Origin of the sequence: Methanoculleus oceani (assembly GCF_023702065.1) — an archaeon.
Classification (GTDB): domain Archaea; phylum Halobacteriota; class Methanomicrobia; order Methanomicrobiales; family Methanoculleaceae; genus Methanoculleus; species Methanoculleus oceani.
In genome coordinates this window covers 725,236-751,074 of the sequence record NZ_QFDM01000001.1, presented here as the reverse complement: position 1 = coordinate 751,074, position 25,839 = coordinate 725,236, and the positions used below count along the sequence as shown (strand labels likewise).

Genomic DNA, 25,839 nt, shown 5'->3' with positions numbered 1-25,839 from the left:
GCCCGGGGGCGGCCCGGACGCCGTCCTCTCACATCGCAGCAACCCATTAATACCTCCCCACCAGAATATCAGTATCCATGAAATCCCGGGAAGAAGTCTTCGCGACCCTGCAGCGCCTCAAGGGTGATATTGCTGCACGGTTCTGCGTCAGCCGGATCGGCATCTTCGGCTCGGTCGCACGTGGCGAGCAGACCGAGACGAGTGACATCGATATCCTCGTTGAGTTCTCCCGGCCGGTCGGGTTCTTCACTTTCATCGAGCTCGAAGAGTACCTCTCAGCCGCACTCGATGCCCCCGTCGACCTGGTGACCCCCGATGCCCTCAAGCCGCTGATCCGTGACCGGGTGGCCACTGAGGTCGCTTATGCCTGAACGATCGGAGATCCGCCCCCTCTGCGGTGACATCACTGAGGCCGTCGAACGCATCCTTCTATACACCTCTGAGATGACATACGACGAGTTCATTGCCGATATCAGGACACAGGATGCGGTCGTCAGGAACCTGGAGATCCCCGGAGAAGCGGTAAAGGGCCTCCCTGAGTCGTTTAAAAAGCGGCACCCCGAGGTTCCGTGGCGGTTCATCGCCGGAATGCGGGACGAACTCATCCATCACTATTTCGGTGTCAGTCTTGAGATCGTCTGGGAGACGGCACGGTCCGATATACCTGTGCTACGGGAACGGCTGAAGACAGTCCGGATCCCGGACGAATGAGACGGGAACTGCTGAACAGAGTGCAGGTGGCAAATACGTCCGGACGGTTGCACGCCTATTCCCCGGGCCTGAAGGGTTGCCATTGCAGAACGGTGCCGGGCACCCTCATGCAGAGAGGGTCCGGCCCGGCCGGTCGCCCCCTCACGTCTCAGTGAGCCGCTCGACGATCGTCTTCTGCAGATAGTTGATGAGCGGCATCTCCGAGCCGATCACCGCGTGCCGCCCGGACCCCGCGGTGGCGATGGCGAGGAAGTCCCGGCCGTCGGCCAGGATCGCACACTCGTCCGTCCTCACGCCGTCTACCACGGACTCTTTCACCGGCCGGACGTCCAGGAGGTCGATGACGGCTCCTCCGGCCTCGTAGATGGGAAGGTTGATGTCTGCGTAGTCCTCCTTTCTCCGTACGACCACGTAGAGATCGATCTTCCTCTCAAGCGGCTTGATGACCGTGTAGTATCTCTGGAGAAATTCGGGGTTGTGGCAGAGGATCACCATGCTCTTCTTCACCCGGCGGAAGAGCGAGGAGATATGGTTGTCGATTGCCCAGCCGCTCCGGAGGATGAAGAACGAGACAGGGGGGAGGCGCGGTTTGACCGAGAGGCTCTTCAACGCCTCGCGTGTCTCATTGAGAGAACGGATGTAATCGTCTTTGAGCCGATCGAAGACCACGTCGATGTCGAGCACGTAGTAGGAGGCCGGAGAACCTTCTTCCACACCGATGAACCCCCGCCGGGCCAGGTCGTTCAAGATCTCGTAGATCCGTCCCCTGGGGACCCCGCTCACCTCATGGATATCCCGCGCGGTCGCTTTCTGCAACCCGACGAGCGTGGAGTAGACGTTCGCCTCGTACTCGTTCATTCCGAGAGCCCGGAGCCCGGGGACAATCTCCGAAGTCATTGCACCTCTATTGAGTTGCAACACACTTATGGTTTCCGAAGAGAGACGGCTAGAACAGCGAGAGAGAACCATCTCCTCGCGAGACCGTCCACCGGAGCAACCGCCCGCCAGAGGCCGGGCATACACCGCCCCACACCGAACGGGCCGGAACGCCGGGCCGGGCCATACCCGCCTTCGAGAAAGGCTGCTCTGACGAGGACGGATGAGAGCAGCACGCAAGAGCGATACCACCCAAACGAACAGATCCGGATAGGAATATCCTACGAAGACCAAGATAGGTCATCAACATGCTCTGGAACGTATCCGGCGGCGGGCTTGTGCGTGGCCGAGCCGCCGCCCGAACCGCTTTCCCGGGGATGTTTCTATGGTGTATCGGGGCAGGCGACGCCTGCCGTCAGTACCCTGCAAGGAGCGTGGAGATGAGCCGTGCCTCTGCCTTTCGCAGGTGCTCGATCGCGGTGGCTTTGCTGATGCCCACCTTCTCCGCGAGCTGCTGGCTGTTGATCCTGCGCGGATACTCGTAGTAGCCATACTGTTTTGCCGCGATCAAAAGGTCCCTCTGCCGGGGAGTGAGCCGCGAGAGCGGATCGTTCCCGGAAAAGGTTGCCTCCTCGAAGATGACGTTTCGGACCTCCCCGTAGGTGGACATGAGACGGAGGATCTTGTTCAGGTTCTCGGCGTCGCCGATGCAGGTGTGGACGAACAGGTCGCGGGACTTGTATATGGGGGAGGCCCAGATGACGTCCAGGTCGAATTCGCGCATCTTCTCCAGCAGGAACTCGTCCCGGATGACGTACCGCACAAGACAGGTGTAGGTCCGGCCGTCGGCCTTGAGCACCTCAAGAGACCCGAGGATTTCCGGGAACTCAAGGTCGTCCGCGGTGTATCCCTCTTTCATCGTGATCTCGGCGACCACCGTCTCCTCCCCCCGCTCAAAGTTCATCTTGAGCAGCTCGAGGACGTTCACGGATTCGACCCTGTCCAGGAGGTCGTTCACCGCCCGGTTGAGATCCTCTGCGTCGGGGGGCATGCCCATCAGCGGATCCTTCAGGCAGACCTCGACGGTCATCTTGCGCATACATCGTGTGGAACCCTGCCGCATATAAAACCCGTACATATACGGGAGAATCTTGAACCCCCGGACTCTCCAATACTGATCGATATGGGAAGCACACGAGAACCGGCTGCAAAGAATCCTGTCCGGGCACCGGATCCCGGTACCAGTCCCCGTCCGGGTTGCAGTAAGTTCATCTCCGGTCCCACAGAAACAGTACCCCCAACAGATGAGCCACTTATAACGAGGAGAGACGTGAACTGCGCAACCACCTGTAGTACCGGACCCTGCCGGAGGCCGACCCACCACAAAATACCCTGTAAAGAGCCGCATTTCGAGGAGACCGACCAGGTCTGGACCGAAGCAGGGTTCCTCCCCCCGGCAGACTACCGGCGGGCCGTTGCCCTGCTCCACCGTCTCGCCATGGACGGGGAGATCACAACATCCCTGCTCTCGTCCGTTCTCACGGTAGCGGCGGAGACCTCCGCCCGGGGATACCGGATTCTCGACCCCGCGAAGCTCCGGCGCATCGCAGAGGAGTACGGTATCGAGCCCGCCGGCAGGAACGACACGGAGATCGCCCATGCGGTGACTCTCGCGATCGTCGGCGAGTACGGGGCGAGCACGCAGGAGGAGCGCAGATGAAGAACCCGTACGAGTGGCTCGCCGCAGCCATCAACAACCGCACCTGGACCGTCGCCGGGGTCGCCGCGGCCGTCTTCATCGTGGCGTTCTTCGGGCTCTCGATGGTGACGATGCAGACCGGCGACGACACCTACGTCGACAAGTCCACCCCACGCGGCGCGCTCCTGGACCATTACACCGAGACCTACGGCTCCGACGCGATCATGCTCATCTACGAGGCGGACAGCGTCCGGAACCCCGATGTCCTCAGGTATATCGACAATCTCCAGGAAGACCTCAGGAACGAGCGCTACGTCGACGAAGTCTCCGGTGTGGTCGATCTCCTCAAACAGGCCAACGGCGGCACCCTGCCGTCGTCCAAAGCGGAGATCGACGGGATCATTGGACAGGCCCCACCGGAGATGGTCGAGAGGATGCTGCCCTCGGACCTGATGACGATCAGCGTCATCGCCCTCGAGCCGGGTGTCTCCCTGGAGGCCCAGATGCAGATCCTCGGGAACATCGAGTCCGCCATCGGCATATCGGAGCCCCCGCCCGGCCTCGCGGTCACGGTCTCCGGGAACCCGGCATTCTCAAAGGAGATGGAAGAAGAGATGGGGGGGCAGATGGGCATGCTGATCCTTGCGGCCATGCTTCTCATGGTCCTCGCGGTGATGCTTCTCTTCTCCCACGTTCGCTACAGCCTCCTCCCCGTCGGGATCGTGGCCGTCGGGCTGATCATGACCTTCGGGTTCATGGGCCTCTTCGGCATCCCGGTCAGCATGGTGGTGATCGGGGCGTTCCCGGTGCTCATCGGGATCGGGATCGACTACGCGATCCAGTTCCATGCCCGGTTCGACGAGGAGATCCGGCACGGCACGATTCCGGAGGCCGTATGGGCCACCGTCACGCAGATGGGGCCCTCGGTCCTGGTCGCGATGTCGGCGACGGCGCTCGGATTCATCGCGATGCTTTTCGGGCCGGTGCCGATGGTGGGCGACTTCGGTATCGTCTGCACCATAGGAGTCGTCTCCTGCTACACCGCGGCGCTCATCATCGTCCCGGTCTTTGCAATCGCCACCCGCTACCGGCCGAAGGCGGCTACGGCCTCCAACCCCGCCCCAAAGCCCGGGAACGTCTTCATCGAACGGTATGACCGCTTCCTCGGACGTTTGGCCTACACCGTCGCAAAGTACCCGCTTCCCGTCATCATGCTCTTTGCAGTGGTCGCGGCAGGGGGTTACTACCTCGACGAGAGGGTCCCCATCAGCGCGGACGAGAAGACCTTCGTTCCCGACGATATGCCCGCCCTCCAGGATCTGGGGAAGATCACCCGGACAATGGGGGCAACAAGCACCATCCCGGTCGTCGTGACCGCAGACGACGTCCGGAGCCCGGAGACGCTTGCCTGGATAGATCGGTTCGGGGTCTACGAGCAGGAGCATAACGACAAGATCACCGGCGTCACCAGCATCGCAACCCTGATCCGGGAGCACAACGACGGGGTGCTGCCCTCAACCAGGGGAGAGATCGACGAGGTCACCGCCCGGATCCCGGAGTCGACCCTGAAGCGTTACCTCAACGGGAACATGGAGGCGGTGCTCGAGTTCTCGACGGTCGATATGGAGATGAGCGTCGCCCGCGACCTCATCGGGAGGATACAGGGCGACGTTGCGTGGAACAACCCGCCGGCCGGCGTGACGGTGAAGGTCACCGGCCAGCTGGAGATGTTCGCTGCCCTCATGGACGATATCAGCGAGTCGAAGACGTTCATGACCGTGCTCGGGTTCGCCTTCATCCTCGGGTTCCTGCTCCTGGTCTACCGGAAATTCGGCGCCGTCTCGCCAGTCATTCCGATCGTCTTCATCGTGGGCTGGAACGGAGCGATCATGTATCTCCTCGGCCTCGACTACACCCCGCTGACGGCCGTCCTCGGGTCGATGACGATCGGCGTCGCGTCCGAGTACACCATCCTGATCATGGAACGGTGCGAGGAGGAACTCGCCCGGGGCATGGAGTTCCTCGACGCCATCCAGACCGCCGTGCAGAAGATCGGGACGGCCATCACGGTATCCGGGCTGACGACAGTCTTCGGGTTCTCGGCGCTCACCCTCTCGACATTCAACATCATCAGCAACTTCGGGATCGTGACGGTCATCACCGTCGGGTTCTCGCTCGTGGGCGCGATCGTCGTGATGCCGGCGGTTCTCGCGCTCATGTACCGCTACACCGGGCACTCCCGCGTCCCGGCGGCTGCGGGAATCACGGAGTAGATCCCCCGGATACCGGAATTACAGGGGCTCCGCGGCCGGAGCTCCCGGACTCCGGGGAGAGAGCGGGCACATCAAAGTTTATATAGTACCTGCCATATCCTTCCCCGGTGGTATACCGTGGCAAATGGAGACCTCACGGCGCAAATTTTGGCGCCATTTGAGCCGGTTGAAGAACTGGCCCGTAACGTCATTCTGTTTCTACCAAACCTCATTGCAGCGATCATCATCCTCATCATCGGCTGGATCATCGGACGCATCCTCGGCAGAGTCGTTGCCGAGCTCCTCGACCGGCTCGGTGTCGACGACGCACTCCGGAAGACATCGGCCGGCAAACAGATTGAACGATCCACGATGAACATAAGCCGCCTCTTCGACCTCATCGTCCGCTGGTTCATCTACCTCATCGCGATCCTCGCAGCGGTCAGCGTCCTGCAGATCCCGACCCTGACAGCGGCGGTCGCGGCCATCGTGGCCTACATCCCGAACATCGTCGCGTTCATCCTGATCCTCGTCATCGGGATCATCCTGATCGACTGGCTGATAGACATCCTCCAGAACATGGGTGAGACGCAGCAGATCCAGGGTTTCGGACTGATCACGATGCTGCTGCGGGCGTTCCTCTACTTCGTCGTCGCCATCCTCGCGCTCCAGCAGCTCTTGATCGACCTCTCGATCATCTACGTCTTCGTCGTCCCGGTCGCCTGGGGAGTCGGGCTCGGCCTCGGTGCGGCGATCGCCATCATTGTCGGGCTCGGCCTGCGCGATCGGGCGCCGGAGATGATGGACCAGTTGATGGGCAGGGTGAAAAAAGAATAACCCCTTTTTTGTGGCGGGCCTATAGCCCGCCGAATTTCCCGACATGCTCGCGGGCCCGGCGGTGGCGAGGGTCTTCGCCTCCTCCAGGGGCTTTGCGGCCGTAGTGCCGCCGGTCCTCCCCCACCGGGCAGACCTTGATGCAGATACCGCAGGGGGAGATGTGGCGCCGGGCGAGGTCGGCGCTGTTTCGCGCGCAGGCGGCCTTGTCCGTGAGCCCCTCGGGATAGTCCAGATCATCGAGCGCGCCCACGGGGCAGGCGCTGACGCAGAGCATGCACCGGGTGCAGAGGTTCTCCTCCCGCAGAGGGTCGGGAGGGAGGTCCGCGGCGGTGAGGACCGAGCCGAACCGGACCCGGGGGCCGTACTCCGGCGTGAGGAGGGTGTTGTTCACGCCGAAGGTCCCGAGCCCCGCGAGGAGCGCGGCGTGACGGTGCGAGAAGAAGGCGATGGGGTTTTTCTGGAGGACTTCGATGCTCCCGTAGCCGTCCCGGGGGACGAAGACCGAGGGGTAGCCGCAGTCATTGAGGAATGAGGCGAGCCGGTAGGTGTACTGGTCGAGCAGGGTGTTGACGGTCTTATAGAGCTCGTGATAGTAGATCGAAGGCGAGGTCTCGAGCACCGGGAGGTGGACCGGGAGGCCGATGACGATCACCGACCGGGCTTCGGGAAAGATCGACTGCGGGTAGAACTCCTCCGGCATCCAGGGCGAAAACGGGGGGTTCTCCCACCGGTCCGTCCCCGCGACCCCGACGAGCGGGATCTCCATCTTCCGGCACCGGCTCCGGACGGCTGCCTTCAGGTCGTCGTTCATGGGTATCGATCTCTTGGGGGCTGCGGGAGAAAAAGATTCACCCCCTGATCCCATCCCGACAGGGGACCCGCATGGGTCGCCGAACCGGGGACTATTCCTGCGATCAGAACGCCAGGCGGACGAACCCCACTGCCGCCGCCATGACCGCGATGACCGCAACCATCCATCCGGCGATCATGCAGAGGAGAGAGGTGGTCCGCCGGTACTGGAAGAGCCACGCGACGACGGGGGCCCCGTAGAGGGCGATCCCGGGGATCCATATGATCGGGATCAGCATCAGGGCGCCGTAGCGCTTCAGGTAATCGATATTCCCTGCCTTTTCATCGATCTTCAGGAGAAGCCCCTGGACCCTCCGGGAGGTCCCGGCGAAGAGGTCGCAGACCTCGAGGATGCCGATCATGACGGCGACCGCCACCGACGTCAGGAAGACGAGCACGACCGCAGGGTGCAGCCCGAGCGAGAGGCCGACGACGGCCGCGGCCGCCTGGAGGAGGAGGGTCGATCCGATGAGGGCGAGGACCGCCGGCGGAGGGACACCGAAGGCGAGGCCGAGAAGGAGCGGAATCACCAGGATAAAGAGGAACACGAACGCGGCTGCTCGTGCGATCCGGACCCGGCAGGTGCCCGGGGAGAGCGCCCGCCCGCATGCCTCGATGGCGGCAACCCTGACCATTGTTCTTTTCCTGTACCCCGGAGGTAGATGAACCTGCGCACTCCCTGCAACCGGGACCGGCCGGACACCGGAAGTGTAGTGCAAAAAAGCCAGGTTTTTATCCCGGGCGGACCTACACCCACGCGTATGAGCGAGACAGAAGGTCGCTTCGAGCGGGGGCGGTGGATCGTCGACCCTGCCCCCGCACCGGAGGAGGAGCCGGCACCGGCAGCCCCTACCGTTGATGAGCATGTGCACGAGGCATCCCAATCGGTCCGGAAGGCGGTCAACGACGTGGTGAACGCAGGCCATCACCTCTTCGGGACGCCGGAAGGGCACGAGCGTATCGAGCAGGCGGCACGGAAGGCCGGGGAGGATCTGGAACGGGCGATCAACGCCTGGGCTGAGTCCGCACGGCAGGCCCTGCGGAGGGAGTGAGGGGGCCCGAGAGGTACTCCGTGACGCGGGCGACGACCTCGGGGTTTCTCGGCAACCCGATGTGGCAGTAGTGCTCCGGGTGCCGGGCCAGGTTCCCGGGGTCTGCCGGAAGCACGTCGACGCCCGCCCCCGGAAGGAGCGAGTCGGTGTGGGGGACGATGCCGTCGCCGGCGTAGGTCGTCCGCCACCCCCCGTCCGGGGCGATCTCCCAGGTCCTGCCGTCGAAGGCCGGGAAGAATGCCGGGGTCCCGGTGAGGTTCGCGGCGAGTATGATCCGGTACGCGATATCGTCGCGGGTTCCGGCGTCCCGGAGCGCCGCGACGGTTCTGCTCCCGGGCCGGAACTCCTGGACAATGGTATCCTCGCCGGGGTCGTAGTCCTGCGGCACGAAGACCCCGCTAAGTCGCCGGATAACCTCGGGACCCCGTTCGGGGTCGTTGAAGAGTTCGGCCATGGCCGAGCCGTTGTTCGGCGGGCCGATCCCGACCAGGAGCCGGACCTGCTCCTCCCGGTCGTCGCCGTCGAGGACTTCGAGGAGGTACCGGGCGATGCACGTCCCCATCGAGTGGCAGACGATGTCGACCGGGCCGTCGTACCCGGTCTCCTCCCGCTTTTCGTGGATGTAGTCCCGGAGAGCGAGGGCGATCGTCTCCGTCCCGGCGCTCTGCATCGCGGTGTGGTCGAACCTCCAGAAGGGGACCGCGGCCTCCGTGAGCCCGGGAGTGAGACGGTTCCAGATGCCGGGATGGCTCCGCCACCCGTGGACCAGGACGGCCGGGCACCTGTGGTTCATCCGGATGGTATCACGCCTCCTCCCGGCAAGCAGCGGTTCATCCATTCATGATCCGATGCCAGCTGCGATGTAGGTTTCGGCAGGGTTATCCTACCACCATCTTATTCGCTTTCAGGAAGAAGCCCGGCGGCATCGGGTGATCGAGCTCCCAGGTGATGCTCATCGGCCTGCTCCCTTCATGGGAGAGGTACCGGGCGGTCCCGAGGAAGAGATACGGTTGCGTGACGCCGTCGACCCTGTTGTACTCGCGGACGAAGAGGAGGACCTTGCTCTCCTGCTGTTCGTGCTTGATGTAGCGCTGGCCGGTCGGTGAAGATGCCGAAGTGGTGCTCTGGGACTGCCAGTGGAAGAGGTTCTCGTTGACCGCGTAGTCTTCGTACATCGTTGTGGGCGAGTAGTGCTCCTCGGTCTTATTCAGGGTGACCAGGAACACATCGGCCTTCTTATCCTCCAGGTACACAACCCCCTCCCGACTGCCCCCTGCCGGCTTCCGGGTCAGGGTATAGTGGCCGAGCGCTGCAAAAGCCTGGGCCCGGGTGTACGTAGAGTGCAGTTCGAGGGCGTTCTCGAAACCAAGGTCGACAGGTTTTGGGAGGAACTCGATATGTGCCCCGTTATACTCCAAGAGGTCGCAGATCTCGCGCCGGATTCCATCATATGCGAAGAGATCGGAGAAAATCTCTTCAATACCCATATTCTCGTCACGAAAAGATACATCGTTGAGCGAGTAGTAGAAGATTGCCAGCATGTTCTTCTCTCGGTTCGAGAGGGGCGCCGGTGAGTAATGGCAGGGGTCGGAGAGCACGGCCCTGATGAAGCGGATTGCTTCCGGCGAATTCAGTGTCGCCAGTCTGATTGCGGCGGTCCTGGGAAAGAGGCGTTCATCGGTGTAGGCCTCCGGGTATACGCCCGCCTCTGCGGCCAACGAACAGAATGTACCCCTCCGGTAAACATCGAGAGGCTGCAGGCTGTAACGCTGAAGGAATTTCTTGAAACTGAGGGGTTCGCCGGTCTCATCTTCAAACGAACGAATCTTGCGGATGAGCGTGGCTCTATTTGTTATGTTTGCCCTGATGTTTGCAAGAACCCTCTCCCGGGCCTTCTCCTCGAAGTGGATATAACAGCCCTTCGGAAGCGAATAGGAGTCACGAGAGACCTGTTCTACCAGGGTTCTCCCGCCAGGAGAGAGAAGTGCTGAAATCCTCTCACCGAACGGGAAGTTTTTATTGTGATGGCCAACAAAATCAAGGACCGTCAGGCATTCTTTCCCGTCCGAGAGACGGAGCCCCCGCCCAAATTGCTGGATAAAGACCGTGAGGCTCTCGGTGGGACGCAGGAAGAGGATGGTGTTCACCTCGGGAATATCAACGCCTTCGTTGTAGAGATCGACAGCGAAGATGAAGTGGATCTCCCGAGCGACCAGCCGCTTCTGGATGGTGAAACGTTCTTCCCGTGAACTCCCACTATGAAGGCAGGCCGCAGGGATACCCGCCTCCTGGAACGCTGCAGCCATGTATTCAGCGTGCTCAATGGAGACGCAGAACCCGAGCCCGATGATGTCGTGGAGATCGGTCGTGTAGTCCTGCACAGCCCTGATGATCAGGTCCGCCCGCTGCTGGTTCCCGGTGTAGAGCCTGGAGAGCTCGGCGGGATCATAGGTTCCCCGCTTCCAGGGCACGGTATCGAGGTCGACAACATCGGTGACACCGAAGTAATGGAATGGGGCGAGCAACTTCCGGTTGATTGCCTCAGGAAGTCGGATCTCAGCAGAGATCTTTTCGTTGAAATACTCGAGGATGTCAAGATTGTCCATGCGTTCCGGTGTTGCGGTGAGTCCGAGGAGGACCTTCGGGGTGTAGTAGGTGAGCAGTCTCTGGTATGAGGGCGCAGCGGCATGATGAAACTCGTCGACGATGATCATGTCGTAATAGTCCGGAGGCGTGATCTTCGGGAGGTTTTTGCTGTTCAGACTCTGGATTGAGGTGAACAGGTGCTCGATCTGCGCAGGCTCGGTCCCCCCGACCAGAAGATCCCCAAAATTCTGGTCTTTGAGAACCCCCCGAAAGACCTGGATGCTCTGTTTCAGGATTTCCTCACGGTGAGCAACGAAGAGCAGACGGGGATACTCCCCCGCCCTCTGGATGAGGCCTTTGTAATCAAACGCAGATATGACCGTCTTCCCCGTCCCGGTGGCGGCGACTATGAGGTTCTTGTAGTTGTTGTGCAGTTCCCGCTCCGCCTTCAGCCGTTCGAGGATCTCTTTCTGGTAGTAGTAGGGTTTGATATCGAAGACCGGGCGGAGGTCTATCTCGCTCCGTCTCTCCTTTGAGAGGGCACGACGCAACCGCTCCCGGCTCTCCGGCGTGTATTCGACGAACTCCGGGTCTTTCCAGTAGGTCTCAAACGTCTTCTCGATCCTCTGTACGATATCATACGAGTCCTGCTCGGTGACCTTGACATTCCACTCAAGGCCGCTCGTTATTGCGGGGTTCGAGAGGTTAGATGACCCGATATAGGAGGTGGAGAAGCCGTTGTCCCTGTGGAAAGTGTAGGTCTTCGCGTGAAGCCGGGTTCTGTCGGTATCGTAGGATATCCGGACGGCGGTGTTCCGGAGGGCTGCAAGAGCCTCGACCGCCTTGATATCGGTTGCCCCGGTGTACGAGGTCGTGATCACGCGCAACTTTCCACGCTGGACAAATTCTTTTAAATCGTCGAGAATCAGGCGAAGCCCGCTCCACTTGATGAACGAGATGAGGAGATCGACACGATCGGCGGATCGAATCTCCTTCCTGAGTTCATCCACGAGCCCGGGCTCTCCGGGAGACCCGGTGAAGAGGCTGCTCTGCGCGATAGAGGTCTCGGGACGGGTGGGTGCAACGATTCTGAGCGCAGAGGGGTTCGCAGAGGGGTTGCGCTCCGCAAGGGCGAGCAGGACCTCCGCGTCGGGCGTGATCGCACACCGTTCAAGGGCTTTATCCTGCAGTTCGGCGGCGAGGTGGCCGATGAGACGGTTGCATATCCGGACCTGCTCTGCCAGCGGGATACGCCGCTCATCGGCGGACAGAAGAGCATTCCTGAGAATTTTTGCGATGTGTCGTGCGAGGACGTTCTGGGGGTCGAAGCGTGCAAGGGGATCTTTAAGAACCCTCCCTTCCCTTTCGGGGTCGGAGAGTTTTGATGCGAGATATTCGCTGATAACCTGCTCGTAGATCCCCGGGAACAGTTCCATACTTCCCATTTGGGAGAGGGGTTAAAAATGGCTCTGGTATGCTCCGACTTTATCGCAGCAGGGGGAGGGGTCCAGACGCCCCGCAATTTTGGCCGGGGGCCCGGTTCAGGAAGAAACGCGCCGGTTAACGCACCTCGACACTGTGCCGGTACGTCCTGCCGACGTCCCCATCCAGCGTGATGCTGACCCGTTTTATCTCTCCTGCGGGGATGAAGACCTGCACCGAGACCTGATCACGCGTAAATCCCTTCTCTTCATCGATCAGCCTCGCTGTTACGATGACGTCTCCGTCACTCCCGTCGTTCTGGATCTCCGCGTTCACGTTGTACACGAGGCCTTTTGAGAGGCTGATATCCCTGGTTGCAGAGTCCTGCACGACTGTCGGGTCGGGGCCGACGAACCCAATACAACCGGCTGCCAGAACAAGAACCACGACCAGGCCCGGAATGAGGATTCGCTTGCTCATAATGAGCTTAACCGGGTAACGCCATATGAATTCATAGGAACCGACAGGTTACAGCCATCGGGCCAAAACGGAATTGCCGGTCGCTCCGAGTCAGGGGGCATCTCGGCCGGAAGAGGCCGGAGCAGAGACGGATCCACGCGTGTTATATCCCGGGTGTCCGTAATCTTTCTGCATGTATCCTGAAGTCATCATCCACAACAGCGTGAGCCTGGACCACGCGGTAAGGGGCTTTGACGTCGACCTCGGGCTGCACTACGGCGCACTTCTCGCCCTCGAGGCGGGGGCGGTCCTCGCGGGCTCGGCGACGGCGAAGTCCGGGATCGAGCTCTTCATGGACATTACCCAGCCGGAGGAGGAGTCCGACCGGCACCGGCCCGAGGTCCGGCCGGATGACCCCCGCCCCGTCTGCGTTATCGTCGACAGCAGGGGCGTGCTCAAGAACCTGCTCCACTTCTACCGGAACATGGAGCACACGAAAGACGTGATCGTCCTCGTCTCGGAGACGACGCCGGAGGACTACCTCGACTACCTCCGCGAGCGGGAGTACCCCTTCATCCGGCGCGGGGCGGAGCGGGTGGACCTCCGGGGCGCTCTCCGGGAACTCGGGGAGCGGTTCGGCATAACGCGGGTGGTCTCCGATTCCGGCCCCGACTTAAACGATGTTCTGGTCCGGGAGGGAATCGCGGACACGATCAGCCTGATCGTCCACCCGGTCGTCGCCGGCGAAGGGGAGAAGAAGCTCTTCGGCCGGGTCGGGGGGCGGGTGGCGCTGGAACTCCGGAAGGCCGTGCCGATGGAGCAGGGTACGGTTCACCTGGTGTATGCCGTGAAGAAGTAGAGGGAGGTTCCGGGAGGTCTGGTACCCGGCCGGGATCAGGTCTGAGAGGGGGCCGGACCACTGCGAAGGCCCCGCCCGGGCACGACACCGGCTCGTGCCGGCCGGGAAACCAGCCTCAGAGATGCTCTCCGGGATCCAGAGAGCATTGCCACGCCCTGCCGGTGCGCCCTACAGACAGCCGGGGATTGTTTTATTGCGAAGAAAGTGCTACGTTCGGATAACTCGCAGATATCAGGGCCCGCCGGGACGCCTATCTCGCCTGCTGAACGGTGATCGGGGTCTCCATCTTCGGCAAACCATGTCCCCTCACACATCATCCGACCATATCACGCCAGTATCGCACGATACTTGAGAAGGTGCAGTTCTTTTGCGGAGGGTAGCCTTGAACGAAGAATTCAAATCGGCCAGCATGCTCCTTGCGCTCGGAAAGGTCGCCGCAATCACGCTCCTGCTGATGAGCGCGTTCCAGTTCGTCAAGACACTCTTTTACCCGAATATCACGATCATAGAGACGCACATCAGCACCGTCGCCTTCACCACCCTGCTCGCCGTGTTCGCCGCGTTCTTCGTTTTTCGCAACCAGCAGAAACTTCTCAAGGCGATGACGGCCGAAGTGTATGAACGGAGAAGAGCGGAAGAGGCACTCCGGAACCGCACCGACGAGCTCGCCCGGGTGCATCGGCAACTGGAGGCTTCGCACCGGGAGGCAAACCTGTACCTGGATATCCTGACCCACGATATCGGGAACACCGAGAACGTCTCGAACCTCTACGCCGAACTGCTCATCGGGACGCTGGACGGAGAGCCGGCCGGATACGCGAAGAAACTGAAGCGCAGCATAGCAAAGAGCATCGAGATCCTCGGCATCGTCTCGAAGATCCGGCGAATTCACGCAGGATTGCCCCTCCTCCGGCCGACCGATCTCGATGAGGCCATCAGGGCGGAGATCACCAACTTCCCGGAGGCCCTTATCCGCTACGAGGGTGCTCCCCGGCAGATCCTTGCCGACGACCTCCTCAGCGAGATCTTCGGAAACCTCATCGGCAACGCCGTCAAGTACGGCGGCCCGGGGGTCGAGATCGCCGTCCGGGTCGGGGAGCGGGACGGCGAGGTGCTGGTGTCCGTCGAGGACACCGGACCCGGCATCCCGGATGCGGACAAGCAGGCGGTCTTCCATCGCTACGAGCAGCAAAAACGCGGTGTTGGAGAAGGGCTCGGACTGTATCTCGTCCGGATCCTCGTCGAACGCTACGGGGGACGGATCTGGGTCGAGGACCGGGTACCGGGCCGGCCGGAGGAGGGGGCGGCGTTCCGGTTCACGCTCCGGGAGACCACGGGCGGGGGATAGACAGACCCGCCGGAAAGCACACGGTCGAGCCCTGGGCTTCCGGTGCGGGATTACGGGCGGCCGCACGTGATGCGAGCATTCACCGGAAAATCTGAGACGCCGGATTATTTCTGATTCCAAACCAACACTGAACCGTTCATCCGAAAGCAGGCCGGGATTTTCTCGATCGGCATGACGCGTATATGTATTTATAGTGGCCGGTGAACACGTCGCACGGTGCTATTATGGTTGACGCACAGTTCGGTACCGGCTCCCCTGAGTCCGGCGCCGTTACGGCTTCGCCACGCTGGCTCGTGCTGCTCCTCGGGATTATCGCGATCCTCCTTGGCGTCCTCTTCTTTATCTACCCCGTCCAGACGCTGACTCTCCTTGTCACCGTCCTCGGCTTTTACTGGCTGTTCAACGGTATCGTCGTGTTCATCAGTCTGTTCCAGGATACAACCGGACGGGGCTGGAAGTTGCTCGTCAGTATCCTCGGCATCCTCGCAGGAATCCTCGTGCTCACCTATCCTCTCTACAGCGCCATTCTCATCCCGACCGTCTTTGCCATCATCATCGGAGTGGAGGGGCTGATCATCGGGGCGGTCTACCTGGTGCAGGGGTTCTCCGGCGAAGGGTGGGGAACGGCGATTCTCGGCATCTTAAGCATCATTTTCGGGCTGATCCTGATCGCAGACCCGCTCATCGCCGCCGTCGGCCTGGTGCTGCTCCTTGCGGGATTCGCCATCGTCGGCGGGATCGCGGCCGTCATCCTTGCTCTCCGGATGCCGGGGTGATCCGGGAAGGAGCCGTCCGGTACCGGGGCACTGCCTCACCCCTCTCTTTCCGTAAAGAAGCGTATTGTTGCACGTTGTTTTCGCCGTATGATGGGCGCGAGAGTGCCTTTGCTCAACGGCCCGGAGCGCCGGCCCCCGGATCGACGTGAAGCATCACGATAATTTTATATAATCTCCATTATTATCCGGCCCCGAGCAGTCATTCTGCTCGGGAGGGAGGTATGAAAACGTGGATCCTTTTTGTCGCTATAGTCCTCATCCTGGCCTGTGCGGGTGCCGGGTGCGTCCAGCCGTCCGAGGAAGAGGCGGAGGCGCAGCTCTGCCAGGATCTCGAGGAACTCGGGGTAGCGCTTGAGAGTATGGAGAACACCAGTCTGAGATCTTCTGTCGGAGATATCCGGGAGGGACGGGATCAGGTGCAGTCCGCCATGGAGAATGTCAGGAGCTCCGCAGGCCAGGTCGCCAATATCCGGGTCGACGAGCTCAACGCGGCGTCTGAAGATCTCGACCGGTCCGTGGAGGACCTCCCTGACGATGCGACCGTCGTTGAAGCCATCCAGACCATCCGCCCGCAGGTACAGGCCGTGCGGGATGCACGCCAGAATCTCACGACGGAGTTGAACTGCCCGCAACAGTGATACCGGCAGGGGAATCGACCGAATCGGGGCAGATCAGGAGGTGTCACATAGCGGCTGAACTGAAAAGCGCGGGGGTGCCGTGCGCTGATGACGGCTGTCACTGCAACGGTCTACCCGAGTTTTTGCCTGTAAGATATCCGGCAATTCCGATCGCAGGTACGAGAACGGAGTGGCCTGATGCGCAGGTATGATGGCGAGGTACCCCTCGCCTTCCATGTCATGGCAAAACCGACCGGCGCACGGTGCAATCTTGACTGTGCCTACTGTTTCTTCTTAAAGAAAGAGCAGCTGTACCCGGACAGCAACTTCCGGATGACCGATGAGGTGATGGAGGAGTATATCCGCCAGACCCTCGAGGGGCATCGCGTGCCCGAGGTGACGATTGCCTGGCAGGGAGGGGAACCGACCCTGATGGGGCTGGAGTTCTTCCGGCGCTCCGTGAAGGTGCAGAAGAAGTATGCAAGGCCCCAAACCCGTATCGAGAACACGTTTCAGACAAACGGCATCCTTCTCGATGACGAATGGTGCCGGTTCTTCCACGACAACAATTTTCTGATCGGCCTCTCCATGGACGGCCCCGGGGGACTCCATGACGTCTACAGGAGAGACAGGCAGGGCCGCGGCACGTTCGACCGCGTTCTCAAAGCCGCCCGCCTCCTCCAGAAGCATCATGTTGAATTCAACATCCTCTGCACGGTCAACAGGACGAACGCCGACCATCCGCTGGAGGTGTACCGGTTCTTCCGCGATGAGCTCGGTGCGCCGTATATCCAGTTCATTCCCATCGTGGAACGGGCGAACGAGACCGGGTTCCAGGAAGGGAATACGGTGACCGACCGATCCGTCCGGCCGGACCAGTGGGGACGGTTCCTGGTCGCGATCTTCGATGAGTGGATCAGGAGGGACGTCGGCCGGATGTTTGTCCTGAACTTCGACGGGGCGCTCGCGGGCTGGCTGGGTAGAGCGGGGACGGTCTGCATCTTCGGGCCCACCTGCGGCATAGGGGTGGCGCTCGAACACAACGGAGACCTCTATTCCTGCGATCACTTCGTCGAACCGGACCACTTCCTCGGCAACATCCTCACGACGCCGCTGATTGATCTCGTAAACTCCGAAAAACAGCAGGTGTTCGGGATGGCCAAGCGCGATACGCTTCCCCGGTACTGCCGGGAATGCGACTTCCTCGCCATCTGCAATGGGGAGTGCCCAAAGAACCGGTTCATTGAAACGCCGGGCGGGGAATCGGGTTTGAACTACCTCTGCGAAGGCTATCGGAAGTTCTTCTCCCATGCCGACCGCCCGATGCGGATGATGGCCGACCTGCTCCGGCAGGGGCGGTCTGCAGATGAGGTGATGCCGATGCTTGCTGCAGAAGAGAAGAGAACCGGGAAAATGCCGGCAAAAGTCGGCCGGAACGAACCCTGCCCCTGCGGGAGCGGGCTGAAGTACAAAAAGTGCTGCGGGGGCAGGGGCCGTTAACGATGCGATGTCAGGTCGATTGCCTCTTCATCAGGTTTGAAACACGTTTCTTGGCGAAAATATCGTAAATCTCCATTCTCCATCAGGCGTACGTTCCCGGATTCGATATAGAAAGACGATAGGCCTGGCCGACAGTCCTGAAGGCCGGATCTGCAGCCGGAAGGAGAATACTCTCGCTGATTTAACGGTTTATCGATATCTTTCTCATCGTTTTCGGACCAGTCCGATCCCCATGATCCAAACCGTGAGCATGAGGTCCTTCGCTGACGAGTGAACGATCGGAAAGATATGATCTGGAGGATGCGAAGGAATAAAAGGCCAGACCAGCGAATTTTGACCATTTTATCTGGCGGTTTCCTCATCTGATAACGTATATATAAAGGATTAAATATTACTGACCTGCCTCCTTCCGCATCGCATCCGCCGCCAACAGACATTGCCAGGACATCAGTGACAGCTGAATGGTCACCTCAAGCGATCATCTCTCATTGCATCGAACCTCCGGCAGATGCAGGGGTGGCTATCGGGACTCAATCACGCTTCAATCGGAGGTATATCATGGCAAACCGGAAGATTGTCCCCGACACCGAGTAGTACTTCGAAAAGGAGAGAATGTAATGGCAGAATATGTAGAACGACCCTTCGGGGTCACCATCCTGGCCATACTGGCCGGAATTTTAGCGGTAATAAATGTCATCATCACGCTGCGGTTTCTGGGATTCTTCCCCTGGTTGGGACTGCTGGACATACGCATCTTCAACCTCTGGTATGCGCTGCTCTACGGCCTGCTCGCCTACATCTGGTTCTGGGTTGCCCAGATGCTCTGGCAGGTTGAGCGCCAGGGCTGGATATTCCTGCTGATCATCACGACCTTCACCCTGCTCATGAGTTTCATCACAATGCTCACCGGCGGTTCATGGTACGACAATAACGTGGCCGTACTCCTGAGCGCCCTGATCCTGATCTACATCATGCTGCCGGGGGTGAGGAGGGCGTTCGGGACGGATTGAGGCTTGGATTTTCATCAGAAGGGATGGGAATGCGACGAGTTGTGAAAAGAAAAGATGGTGAGGATAGTGAAAAAGAAGAACGGAATTGTCTACGACGCCGAGTAGTGCATCCTTGAGGCGCGCCATGAGGAAGGGGGGGCTGCCGGGGACGACGAACTCGACAGGAGGCTCCCCGGATTGCGCGAAAAACACGGCAGTCCCCCCAACATCATCCACATCATGTGGGACGATACGGCTTTCGGCGAAGTTGGAATCCCCCATGTCCGGAAGATACGCGTTTCGAAATACCAGGGATGAACAGACTGGTAGCCGAAGGCGTCTGATAGGCCGGAAAACGTCGGCCGGAACGACCCCTGGCCGTGCGGGAGCGGTTTGAAATATAAGAGGTGCTGCGGGCACGGGAACCGTTAACGACGCGCTGCCGGGGCAGGTTCGCCGGCACAATTTCTTCTCAAGATACTCTTTTATTACCTGACGCGAATCCGGCGGAACGGAGTAACCGTATGGTAGAAACCGTATCGTTCACAGTCTTCCTCGAGACGATCGGCGTCCTCGCGACGGTGGTCTTCGTGCTCTCGAGCATGCTTGCCATGGGGTTCTCCCTGACCCTGCGCGAGATCGTCGAACCGTTGAAGAATCTGCGGCTGGTCATCCTCTCTCTTGTGGCGAACTTCGTCCTGGTACCGTTGCTCGCGCTCGTTCTCCTGCTCGTCTTCCCTCTCTCCGAAGGCCTCTCCATCGGCCTGTTCATCCTCGGGGCCGCTGCAGGAGCACCGTTCCTGCCGAAACTTGCGCAGGCGGCGAAGGGGGACATTGCCTTTGCGGTGGGGCTGATGGTGCTCCTGATGGTGGTGACGATCGCCTACGTGCCGGTCGTCCTGCCACTGCTGCTTCCCGGGGTCGCGATCGATCCCTGGGCAATCGCCCGGTCGCTCATCCTGCTGATGCTCATACCGCTCGGAACCGCCCTCTTCGTCAGAGCGCGGTACGGGGAGGTTGCCACAGGGCTTCTGCCCCTGATGAACCAGGCAACCAGCCTATCACTGCTCACGCTGGGTGTGGCGTTCTTCGTGGTCTACTTCACCGACCTCGTCGGGGCTATCGGCACAACCGCGATCCTCGTGACGATCATCTTCGTGACGGTCTCGCTTGCCATCGGTTACGTCCCCGGCGGCCCGGGCGGCGGTGTAAAACGGGTGCTCGGCGTCGGGACGGCACAGCGCAACCTCTCGGCGGCGCTGGCGATCGCCGCCCTCAACTTCACCGACCCGGATGTGATGATCATGATCCTCGTCGTAGCAATGGTCGGTCTCACGCTGTTGATGTTCATCGGCGAGGAGATGGGCAAGCGGGCGGAGGCGGCATCGGGGTCCACCTGAGACGAGATGGCTGCGAAGGCACCGCAGGGATCAGGGAGAATCCCATGGCAGGCATGGCTCCGTTCGCCCGATCCGCCCTCCTTTCAATGTCGGAAGCGGGGTGTTAGTCCCGCATGATCCAGGCGGCCACCTCCTTCTCGTGGTCGACATAATGTTCGCCGCTGACATCGATCACCACCCGGTCGATGGTCCCACCCATAAAGGCGAAGGGTGCGGAGTAGTCCGGCGATACCGGCGACCCGCTATCCCGGCCGACGCAGAGACCGTCGCCGGTGAGGGCGAAGAATCCGGGCTGGGTCCTGATCCGTCCCTCGCCCACCTTCTTCATGTCTATGTAGAGGGCGAGGGTGCCAATGGCGCTCTTCGTCTCCGTATCCTCTCCGTCCCGGGCAAACTCCGCGGTGAAGACGTGACGGCCGGCGGGCACGGTGCTGCTTGAGGAGATCTTCTGGATCGCGTCCCCGAGCCAGTTATAGACGTAGTGAAGCCGCCCGTCTGCAATGTAGAGGCTGTGCCCCCCGCCGACACCTCCGTGGGCAAACAGCACCCCCTGCGCCTCCGGCCCATCGATGACGGCGCCGGCCGCGATTGCATACGATCTCCCCCGGATATTGACTGCCACCGACTCGGGAACCTCGGCGGTCCCCGGGTAGTAGACGTAGCGGTTCCTGGGTCTGGATGGCTGGGGACGTGGTGTCGAGACAATCTCCAGTGCGCTGCGGTCATCGAGGGGCATACCCTGGTAAATGCCCGCATAGTAGAACCAGAGCCCCTTGAGGAGCTCAAGCATGTCGTTCTTCTCGTCGGCAAGGTTCTGCATCTGGGCCCGGTCCTCCTTCAGGTTGTAGAGCTCCCAGGCGTCGTGTGCGTAGTTGCCCCAGCCCGAGAGGGGCGGGTGGATGGTGTTTGCCAGCCAGCCCTGGTGGTAGATCGCCCGCTGGCCGAGCATCGCGTAGAACTGCGTCTCCCGTCCCGGCGCATCGGGATCATCAAAACTGGCCCTGAAGCTCTCCCCCTCGAGCGGGCTCTGGGTATAGCCCTTCAGCACCTTCGGCGGCTCAAGCCCCAGCAGGTCGTAGAGCGTCGGGACGATGTCCACGGCGTGGACGTACTGGCGGCGTATCTCTCCGCGGGCGCTGATGCCGCGGGGCCACGCAACCAGGCACATGTCCGCAATCCCGCCCTCGTATCCGGCAAACCGCTTCCAGTAGGGGAACGGGGTATCGAACGCCCACGCCCAGCCGGTGCAGTAATGATTGTATGCGCCGGGGCCGCCGAGCTCGTCGATGTGCGGCAGGTTCGCCTCGACCGTGTCGGGGACGTTGTTGAAGAACTTGTTCTCGTTGAAGGAGCCGCTGGGACCGCCCTCGGCGCTGGAGCCGTTATCGGATACAACGACGATGATGGTATTCTCGAGCTGCCCGGACTCTTCGAGGTAGTCGAGGATCCGCCCAACCTGGGCATCGGTGTAGGTGACAAAGCCGGCAAACACCTCGGCCATACGGACAAAGAGCCTCTTCTCATCTTCGTTCAGCGAGTCCCAGGGAGGTACGAAGTCCAGAGCCGGCCACGGCTGGCCGTCCGGCCCGGCCGTTGCCGGCTCACCGTGGGGGTTGATGGGCGAGAGCCCGGTATTCTCCGGCAGCAGTCCCATCTTCTTCTGGTTCTTGAGGATCTGCTCCCGTATCTTCTCGTAGCCTTCATCGAACCGGCCCCTGTACCTATCGGCCCACTCCTTGAAGACATGGTGCGGGGCATGGGCGCAGCCGGGGCAGAAGTACATGAACCAGGGCTTTTCGGGGGCGATCATCTTCGAGTCGCGGACGAACTCGATCGCCCGATCGGCGATATCCCTGGAGAAGTGGTAGCCCTCGTCCGGGCGGTAGGGCTGGTCCATGGGGTGGTTGTCGTAGACGATATCGGGGTACCACTGGTTGGTCTCCCCGCCCAGAAATCCGTAGTAGCGTTCGAACCCCCGCCCGAGCGGCCAGCGTCCCTTCCACGAGGACATATCGGTCTCCTCGCCCGGCGTCAGGTGCCACTTGCCGATGGCGTAGGTGTTCCAGCCCCGATCGTTGAGCACCTCCGAGATGAACCCGTTCTCGAACGGAATGCGGGCGGAAAGCCCCGGAAAACCGGCGGACGCCTCGGTGATGCAGGCCATGTTGTTGCTGGTTGCGTTGCGCCCGGTGAGCAGGCTCGACCGGGTGGGCGAACAGAGCGCCGTGGTGTGGAAGTTGCTGTAGCGTATGCCCATATCGGCGATACGCTGCATTGTGGGTGTCTCGATAGGGCCGCCGAATACGTCCATGGCCCCGTAGCCGACGTCGTCCCAGACGATCATCAGGATGTTGGGGGCATCTGCCGGTGCCTGCGGCTGCAGGTAGGGTTCCCAGTCAGGCACCGAATCCCGGATATCGAGATTGACCGTGCCCTTCCATCTCTCGGACATCTTGCACTCTCCATGTTGTGAGCGCCGTGTCAGGTGCCGTCATGGATTAATCTCTTTCGATCCCCCGAACCCTGCCGGAGGATCATGCCCGGCCGGCGGCGTATTGATAATTGGACGGCTCTTGCCCGTTCTGGCGAGATCTACCTGTCCCGGCCTGCGGAACCGCAGGCCTGCATTTCGTAGTAAGTATAATGTGCGGTTAATGTGATTGGCGCAGGCAGCCGTCTGCCCGGCGACTCTTACCGTCCGGTCCTCGGGTCGGGCAATCTCGGGGGAGACAGCAGGGGTACGGGTGGGGGCGACGGCAGCCAGAGGGTGATATCCATGATGCGAAGAAGAGCAGAAGGCGGTCTGCGGGCTCGCGAAGAGGCCGGCGGCGCACCACTGACAGGGGTTTAATCGTAGGATAACCGGGTTTTCTTATCGGTGAGGGTGGGGGCGGTCAGGTCTTTCCAGAGTTCCGAATCCCACGAGCCGAGATTCGTGTGCGTGGCGTAGTACTTCTCCGGGATAGGGTGAGTTCCCACAACCACGTCCATGCCGTATTTTTCCCTGATGAACCGGGAAAAGTACGAGATCCGCGGACAGGGTGGATACCCGACAACCATGCCGGTGGCAAGGTGTACGACCTCGGCACCGTTGTTCTTCATCTCCTGCGGGACGTACTCGATGTTCCCGCCGGGACAGCCGTTGCAGGTTGCAAACCCGACAAGCTCAACATCTTTTCCTTTGTAGCGTTCAAAAGCGCCTTCGCGGTCGCGCAGTGCCCGCAGGCACTTTCCCCCGGCACAGGTCCGGTACCGGTCGCAGATGATGATTCCCAGTCTGATCGGATCTCCCATGGGCGTCTCTCCGGGATGCAGGATATTCAGATAGCAACTCTGTGGTTCATGAGAGAAATATGCTGTGAAGGGCGTCTGCATGACGCCGGTAGTGCAATTGTTGTATCAATGGGCAAACGTATACCGGTAACATTTGAGCCCTGCCGGTTACGGGATGGAACGGTTCGGGGATGATCCGATCCGGAGGCAACGAATCGCCTCTTCGCGGTACACCCCAAAACGTCCCTATGCCGGAGTCCCCTCCTCTCTCGGGGGCGCCTGGAAGAGGACGGACGCCCGTGCCACAGGCTCGGGCGTGCCCAGGACGATGACGATATCGTTGGGCAGGATCTTCGTCTCCCCGTCCGGATTCGTGATCGTCTCCTCTCCCCGCAGGACGGCGAGGACCAGCACGTCGTGTCTTCTGCGGAGGTTGATCTCCCCGAGCGTCTTCCCCGCCACCGGGGCGGCCGGGTCGATCGTGTAGGTGACGATGCTCACGTTGGAGAGCCGGTAGATCAGATCCGTGAGCGTCGGAGGATGTTCTTGTGGGTTGCGGAGCATCTGGTAGGTGTCCGAGCGGATCTCAGCCGTCAGTCCCTCGATCCGGTCCTTCGGGATGAGGTATTTGTTCAGCACCCGGGTGAAGATCTCCAGCGACGTCTCGAACTCCTCCGGGACCACCTCGTTGGCTCCGAGATCCTGCAGGGGCCCCACCTCGATGAGGTAGCGGGTTCGCACGATGATGTAGAGGTAGGGGTTCAAGCGGCGGCAGGCCTCCACGATCTGTCGGGTCGAGACGGGATCGTTGATCGCGATCACGGCAATACGGGCGGACTCGATATCGGCGTGCACCAGGACCGTCTCCGTGGTGGCGTCACCGTAGTGGATGGGCTCGCCGAGAGCCCGCTCTTTTCGCACGGTCACGGGGTTCATCTCGATGATGACGTACGGGATCCCGCCGGCTTTCGCCGCCCGCGCAAGGTTCCTCCCCGTCACGCCGTAGCCGATGATCATCACGTGTTCCCTGAGAGGTTGGCGCTCGGGCTCCTCCACGGGGCGGCGGGCCTCCAGAGTCCGGTTGAGGAAGCCGACGCGGCAGAGGCGATCGGAGAGCATCGGTCCGCCGCCGATGACGAAAGGCGTCATGGCCATCGTGATGAGGGCGGTCACCAGGAAGAGCTGGTAGATCTCAGGGGAGAGGATGCCGTAATCAAGACCGCTCCGCGAGAGGATGAAGGAGAACTCCCCAACCTGGGCAAGGGCGAGCCCGACGAGGGTGATGGTGCGGATGGGGTAGCCGAGGACCACCGGGACCGCGGCGGCGATCAGCCCCTTTGCGACGATCACGCCCACGATCAGGAGAAGCACCAGTCCGAGATGCTCGAGTAAGAACCCCACGTCAAGCAGCATCCCCACCGAGACAAAGAAGAAGCTCGTGAAGATGTCGCGGAACGGTACGATGCTGCCGATGGCCTGATGGCTGTACTCCGACCGGGAGATCAGGAGGCCGGCGAGGAGAGCGCCCAGCGCAAGCGAAATCCCGGCGAGCGAGACGAGCCAGGCGACACCGAAACATGTCACCACGATGAAGAGAAGGAAGAGTTCGCGGTTCCTCGTTCTCGCTATCTGGTAAAGGAACCAGGGAACTCCCCATTTTGCGGCCACGACGAGGACAACCAGGATCAGGATGTCGACGGTGAGCATCGACGAGAGGGACTCTACACTGAACGCCTGCACCGCCGCGGGCGCGGAGATGCTCGCGAGGAACGGTATGGCCATGATCATCGGGATGGCGACGATGTCCTGGAAGATCAGGACCCCGAGGATTATGTTGCCGTGCGGGGTGCTCATCTCCCCCCGCTGGTGGAGGATCCGGAGCACGACCGCGGTGCTGGAGAGGGCGAAGAGGAAACCCAGAAGGACGGCTTCTGCAAACGGCAGCCCGATGAGCGTCGCGATGAAGAAGGAGACCAGAAACGTCAGGAAGACCTGGATCGACCCGCTGACGAGGAGCATCTTCCGTATCTGCCAGAGGTGGGCGAAGGAGAACTCGAGACCAATGGTGAAGAGCAGCAGGACGATCCCGATCTCGGCAAGGATGTTGACTTCTTCGAGTGACTGCACGATGCCGAGCACATTCGGCCCGACGATGATGCCCGTCAGGATGAACCCGACCAGCGGCGGGATGCGCAACGGGTTGAAGAGCAGTCCGACGATGAGGGAGATTCCGAAGATGAGGACAATGGCGTTCAGGATTTGCAGTTCCATTTCCGGCTCCCGTGCTTCGTTCTACCTGTTTTCAGTTTGAGCCTCATGTAGATATCGGGCTGT

Annotated in this window: 23 protein-coding genes and 1 pseudogene; 14 read left to right on the top strand and 10 right to left on the bottom strand. The window is 61.1% G+C overall.

Annotation, left to right across the window (positions count from 1 at the left end; translation table 11 throughout):
• Nucleotides 1-77: 77 nt before the first annotated feature.
• Nucleotides 78-371, top strand: a complete 294-nt coding sequence (locus DIC75_RS03870; protein WP_250986684.1) for a nucleotidyltransferase family protein — start codon at nucleotides 78-80, stop codon at nucleotides 369-371.
• Entirely contained in the window at nucleotides 364-711 is a 348-nt protein-coding gene (locus tag DIC75_RS03865) for a HepT-like ribonuclease domain-containing protein (RefSeq protein ID WP_250986683.1), read from the top strand. The genes DIC75_RS03870 and DIC75_RS03865 overlap by 8 nt, the downstream gene beginning before the upstream one ends.
• Before the next feature lie 141 nt (nucleotides 712-852).
• Here the strand turns inward: DIC75_RS03865 and DIC75_RS03860 are convergent, their stop codons facing one another.
• Both DIC75_RS03860 and DIC75_RS03855 read right to left on the bottom strand, forming a co-directional pair.
• Nucleotides 853-1,608 carry a TrmB family transcriptional regulator gene (locus tag DIC75_RS03860; RefSeq protein ID WP_250986682.1) on the bottom strand — a complete coding sequence of 252 codons (756 nt, stop codon included), beginning with the start codon at nucleotides 1,606-1,608 and terminating at the stop codon, nucleotides 853-855.
• Nucleotides 1,609-2,002: 394 nt separating this feature from the next.
• Nucleotides 2,003-2,686 (bottom strand): helix-turn-helix domain-containing protein, encoded by a 684-nt coding sequence (locus DIC75_RS03855; protein ID WP_250986681.1) that lies wholly within the window; start codon nucleotides 2,684-2,686, stop codon nucleotides 2,003-2,005.
• 231 nt (nucleotides 2,687-2,917) lie between these two features.
• Between DIC75_RS03855 and DIC75_RS03850 the strand changes: the two genes are divergently transcribed.
• From DIC75_RS03850 to DIC75_RS03840, 3 genes are all read left to right on the top strand, one after another.
• Nucleotides 2,918-3,307: a hypothetical protein gene (locus DIC75_RS03850; protein WP_250986680.1), complete on the top strand. Its 390-nt coding sequence runs from the start codon at nucleotides 2,918-2,920 to the stop codon at nucleotides 3,305-3,307.
• Nucleotides 3,304-5,559: an efflux RND transporter permease subunit gene (locus DIC75_RS03845; protein ID WP_250986679.1), complete on the top strand. Its 2,256-nt coding sequence runs from the start codon at nucleotides 3,304-3,306 to the stop codon at nucleotides 5,557-5,559. The genes DIC75_RS03850 and DIC75_RS03845 overlap by 4 nt, the downstream gene beginning before the upstream one ends.
• Nucleotides 5,560-5,706: 147 nt before the next feature.
• The gene (locus DIC75_RS03840; RefSeq protein WP_250986678.1) at nucleotides 5,707-6,375 is read left to right on the top strand and encodes a mechanosensitive ion channel family protein; all 669 of its coding nucleotides are present in this window, start codon (nucleotides 5,707-5,709) and stop codon (nucleotides 6,373-6,375) included.
• 19 nt (nucleotides 6,376-6,394) lie between these two features.
• Here DIC75_RS03840 and DIC75_RS03835 read toward each other — a convergent pair whose 3' ends face one another.
• Together DIC75_RS03835 and DIC75_RS03830 are read right to left on the bottom strand one after the other, a co-directional pair.
• Entirely contained in the window at nucleotides 6,395-7,186 is a 792-nt protein-coding gene (locus DIC75_RS03835) for a 4Fe-4S binding protein (RefSeq protein WP_250986677.1), read from the bottom strand.
• Nucleotides 7,187-7,289: 103 nt separating this feature from the next.
• Entirely contained in the window at nucleotides 7,290-7,859 is a 570-nt protein-coding gene (locus DIC75_RS03830; RefSeq protein WP_250986676.1) for a hypothetical protein, read from the bottom strand.
• Between the two features lie 126 nt (nucleotides 7,860-7,985).
• Between DIC75_RS03830 and DIC75_RS03825 the strand changes: the two genes are divergently transcribed.
• On the top strand, nucleotides 7,986-8,276 hold the full coding sequence (locus DIC75_RS03825) for a hypothetical protein (protein ID WP_250986675.1): 291 nt from the start codon (nucleotides 7,986-7,988) through the stop codon (nucleotides 8,274-8,276).
• On the opposite strand, the gene DIC75_RS03820 is transcribed toward DIC75_RS03825, so the two are convergent.
• The 3 genes from DIC75_RS03820 to DIC75_RS03810 form a co-directional block, all read right to left on the bottom strand.
• Nucleotides 8,230-9,114, bottom strand: coding sequence for an esterase/lipase family protein (locus tag DIC75_RS03820; protein WP_250986674.1), 885 nt, complete (start codon nucleotides 9,112-9,114; stop codon nucleotides 8,230-8,232). The genes DIC75_RS03825 and DIC75_RS03820 overlap by 47 nt on opposite strands.
• A 40-nt stretch (nucleotides 9,115-9,154) precedes the next feature.
• A complete protein-coding gene (locus tag DIC75_RS03815) occupies nucleotides 9,155-12,298 on the bottom strand; it encodes a DEAD/DEAH box helicase (protein ID WP_250986673.1) in 3,144 nt (1,047 codons plus the stop codon).
• A 124-nt stretch (nucleotides 12,299-12,422) separates the two neighbouring features.
• Complete coding sequence (locus DIC75_RS03810) at nucleotides 12,423-12,764, bottom strand: hypothetical protein (protein WP_250986672.1); 342 nt, start codon at nucleotides 12,762-12,764, stop codon at nucleotides 12,423-12,425.
• A 172-nt stretch (nucleotides 12,765-12,936) separates the two neighbouring features.
• Between DIC75_RS03810 and DIC75_RS03805 the strand changes: the two genes are divergently transcribed.
• The 8 genes and pseudogenes from DIC75_RS03805 to DIC75_RS03775 all read left to right on the top strand — a co-directional run bounded on the left by DIC75_RS03805 (nucleotide 12,937) and on the right by DIC75_RS03775 (nucleotide 20,232).
• Nucleotides 12,937-13,602, top strand: coding sequence for a dihydrofolate reductase family protein (locus DIC75_RS03805; protein ID WP_250986671.1), 666 nt, complete (start codon nucleotides 12,937-12,939; stop codon nucleotides 13,600-13,602).
• A 382-nt stretch (nucleotides 13,603-13,984) separates the two neighbouring features.
• Entirely contained in the window at nucleotides 13,985-14,950 is a 966-nt protein-coding gene (locus DIC75_RS03800) for a sensor histidine kinase (RefSeq protein WP_250986670.1), read from the top strand.
• 224 nt (nucleotides 14,951-15,174) lie between these two features.
• Nucleotides 15,175-15,726 carry an HdeD family acid-resistance protein gene (locus tag DIC75_RS03795; protein WP_250986669.1) on the top strand — a complete coding sequence of 184 codons (552 nt, stop codon included), beginning with the start codon at nucleotides 15,175-15,177 and terminating at the stop codon, nucleotides 15,724-15,726.
• A gap of 221 nt (nucleotides 15,727-15,947) precedes the next feature.
• Nucleotides 15,948-16,364: a hypothetical protein gene (locus DIC75_RS03790; protein ID WP_250986668.1), complete on the top strand. Its 417-nt coding sequence runs from the start codon at nucleotides 15,948-15,950 to the stop codon at nucleotides 16,362-16,364.
• A 177-nt stretch (nucleotides 16,365-16,541) separates the two neighbouring features.
• Nucleotides 16,542-17,843: an anaerobic sulfatase maturase gene (locus DIC75_RS03785; RefSeq protein WP_250986667.1), complete on the top strand. Its 1,302-nt coding sequence runs from the start codon at nucleotides 16,542-16,544 to the stop codon at nucleotides 17,841-17,843.
• Between the two features lie 617 nt (nucleotides 17,844-18,460).
• The gene (locus DIC75_RS03780) at nucleotides 18,461-18,853 is read left to right on the top strand and encodes a hypothetical protein (protein WP_250986666.1); all 393 of its coding nucleotides are present in this window, start codon (nucleotides 18,461-18,463) and stop codon (nucleotides 18,851-18,853) included.
• Between the two features lie 342 nt (nucleotides 18,854-19,195).
• Nucleotides 19,196-19,264, top strand: a pseudogene (locus DIC75_RS12330) (SEC-C metal-binding domain-containing protein); the annotation flags it as partial.
• 92 nt (nucleotides 19,265-19,356) lie between these two features.
• Nucleotides 19,357-20,232 carry a hypothetical protein gene (locus DIC75_RS03775; protein WP_250986665.1) on the top strand — a complete coding sequence of 292 codons (876 nt, stop codon included), beginning with the start codon at nucleotides 19,357-19,359 and terminating at the stop codon, nucleotides 20,230-20,232.
• A gap of 103 nt (nucleotides 20,233-20,335) precedes the next feature.
• On the opposite strand, the gene DIC75_RS03770 is transcribed toward DIC75_RS03775, so the two are convergent.
• The 3 genes from DIC75_RS03770 to DIC75_RS03760 all read right to left on the bottom strand — a co-directional run bounded on the left by DIC75_RS03770 (nucleotide 20,336) and on the right by DIC75_RS03760 (nucleotide 25,776).
• A complete protein-coding gene (locus DIC75_RS03770) occupies nucleotides 20,336-22,684 on the bottom strand; it encodes an arylsulfatase (protein WP_250986664.1) in 2,349 nt (782 codons plus the stop codon).
• A gap of 395 nt (nucleotides 22,685-23,079) precedes the next feature.
• A complete protein-coding gene (locus tag DIC75_RS03765; protein WP_250986663.1) occupies nucleotides 23,080-23,526 on the bottom strand; it encodes a CGGC domain-containing protein in 447 nt (148 codons plus the stop codon).
• Between the two features lie 225 nt (nucleotides 23,527-23,751).
• Nucleotides 23,752-25,776: a monovalent cation:proton antiporter family protein gene (locus DIC75_RS03760; RefSeq protein WP_250986662.1), complete on the bottom strand. Its 2,025-nt coding sequence runs from the start codon at nucleotides 25,774-25,776 to the stop codon at nucleotides 23,752-23,754.
• Nucleotides 25,777-25,839: the final 63 nt, after the last annotated feature.

Coding starts and splice junctions, on each gene's coding strand:
- DIC75_RS03820 (WP_250986674.1), bottom strand. CDS start 9,114: ATGGATGAACCGCTGCTTGCCGGGAGGAGGCGTGATACCATCCGGATG.
- DIC75_RS03775 (WP_250986665.1), top strand. CDS start 19,357: ATGGTAGAAACCGTATCGTTCACAGTCTTCCTCGAGACGATCGGCGTC.
- DIC75_RS03785 (WP_250986667.1), top strand. CDS start 16,542: ATGCGCAGGTATGATGGCGAGGTACCCCTCGCCTTCCATGTCATGGCA.
- DIC75_RS03860 (WP_250986682.1), bottom strand. CDS start 1,608: ATGACTTCGGAGATTGTCCCCGGGCTCCGGGCTCTCGGAATGAACGAG.
- DIC75_RS03825 (WP_250986675.1), top strand. CDS start 7,986: ATGAGCGAGACAGAAGGTCGCTTCGAGCGGGGGCGGTGGATCGTCGAC.
- DIC75_RS03780 (WP_250986666.1), top strand. CDS start 18,461: ATGGCAGAATATGTAGAACGACCCTTCGGGGTCACCATCCTGGCCATA.
- DIC75_RS03790 (WP_250986668.1), top strand. CDS start 15,948: ATGAAAACGTGGATCCTTTTTGTCGCTATAGTCCTCATCCTGGCCTGT.
- DIC75_RS03760 (WP_250986662.1), bottom strand. CDS start 25,776: ATGGAACTGCAAATCCTGAACGCCATTGTCCTCATCTTCGGAATCTCC.
- DIC75_RS03855 (WP_250986681.1), bottom strand. CDS start 2,686: ATGCGCAAGATGACCGTCGAGGTCTGCCTGAAGGATCCGCTGATGGGC.
- DIC75_RS03805 (WP_250986671.1), top strand. CDS start 12,937: ATGTATCCTGAAGTCATCATCCACAACAGCGTGAGCCTGGACCACGCG.
- DIC75_RS03765 (WP_250986663.1), bottom strand. CDS start 23,526: ATGGGAGATCCGATCAGACTGGGAATCATCATCTGCGACCGGTACCGG.
- DIC75_RS03830 (WP_250986676.1), bottom strand. CDS start 7,859: ATGGTCAGGGTTGCCGCCATCGAGGCATGCGGGCGGGCGCTCTCCCCG.
- DIC75_RS03865 (WP_250986683.1), top strand. CDS start 364: ATGCCTGAACGATCGGAGATCCGCCCCCTCTGCGGTGACATCACTGAG.
- DIC75_RS03835 (WP_250986677.1), bottom strand. CDS start 7,186: ATGAACGACGACCTGAAGGCAGCCGTCCGGAGCCGGTGCCGGAAGATG.
- DIC75_RS03795 (WP_250986669.1), top strand. CDS start 15,175: ATGGTTGACGCACAGTTCGGTACCGGCTCCCCTGAGTCCGGCGCCGTT.
- DIC75_RS03870 (WP_250986684.1), top strand. CDS start 78: ATGAAATCCCGGGAAGAAGTCTTCGCGACCCTGCAGCGCCTCAAGGGT.
- DIC75_RS03845 (WP_250986679.1), top strand. CDS start 3,304: ATGAAGAACCCGTACGAGTGGCTCGCCGCAGCCATCAACAACCGCACC.
- DIC75_RS03770 (WP_250986664.1), bottom strand. CDS start 22,684: ATGTCCGAGAGATGGAAGGGCACGGTCAATCTCGATATCCGGGATTCG.
- DIC75_RS03810 (WP_250986672.1), bottom strand. CDS start 12,764: ATGAGCAAGCGAATCCTCATTCCGGGCCTGGTCGTGGTTCTTGTTCTG.
- DIC75_RS03815 (WP_250986673.1), bottom strand. CDS start 12,298: ATGGAACTGTTCCCGGGGATCTACGAGCAGGTTATCAGCGAATATCTC.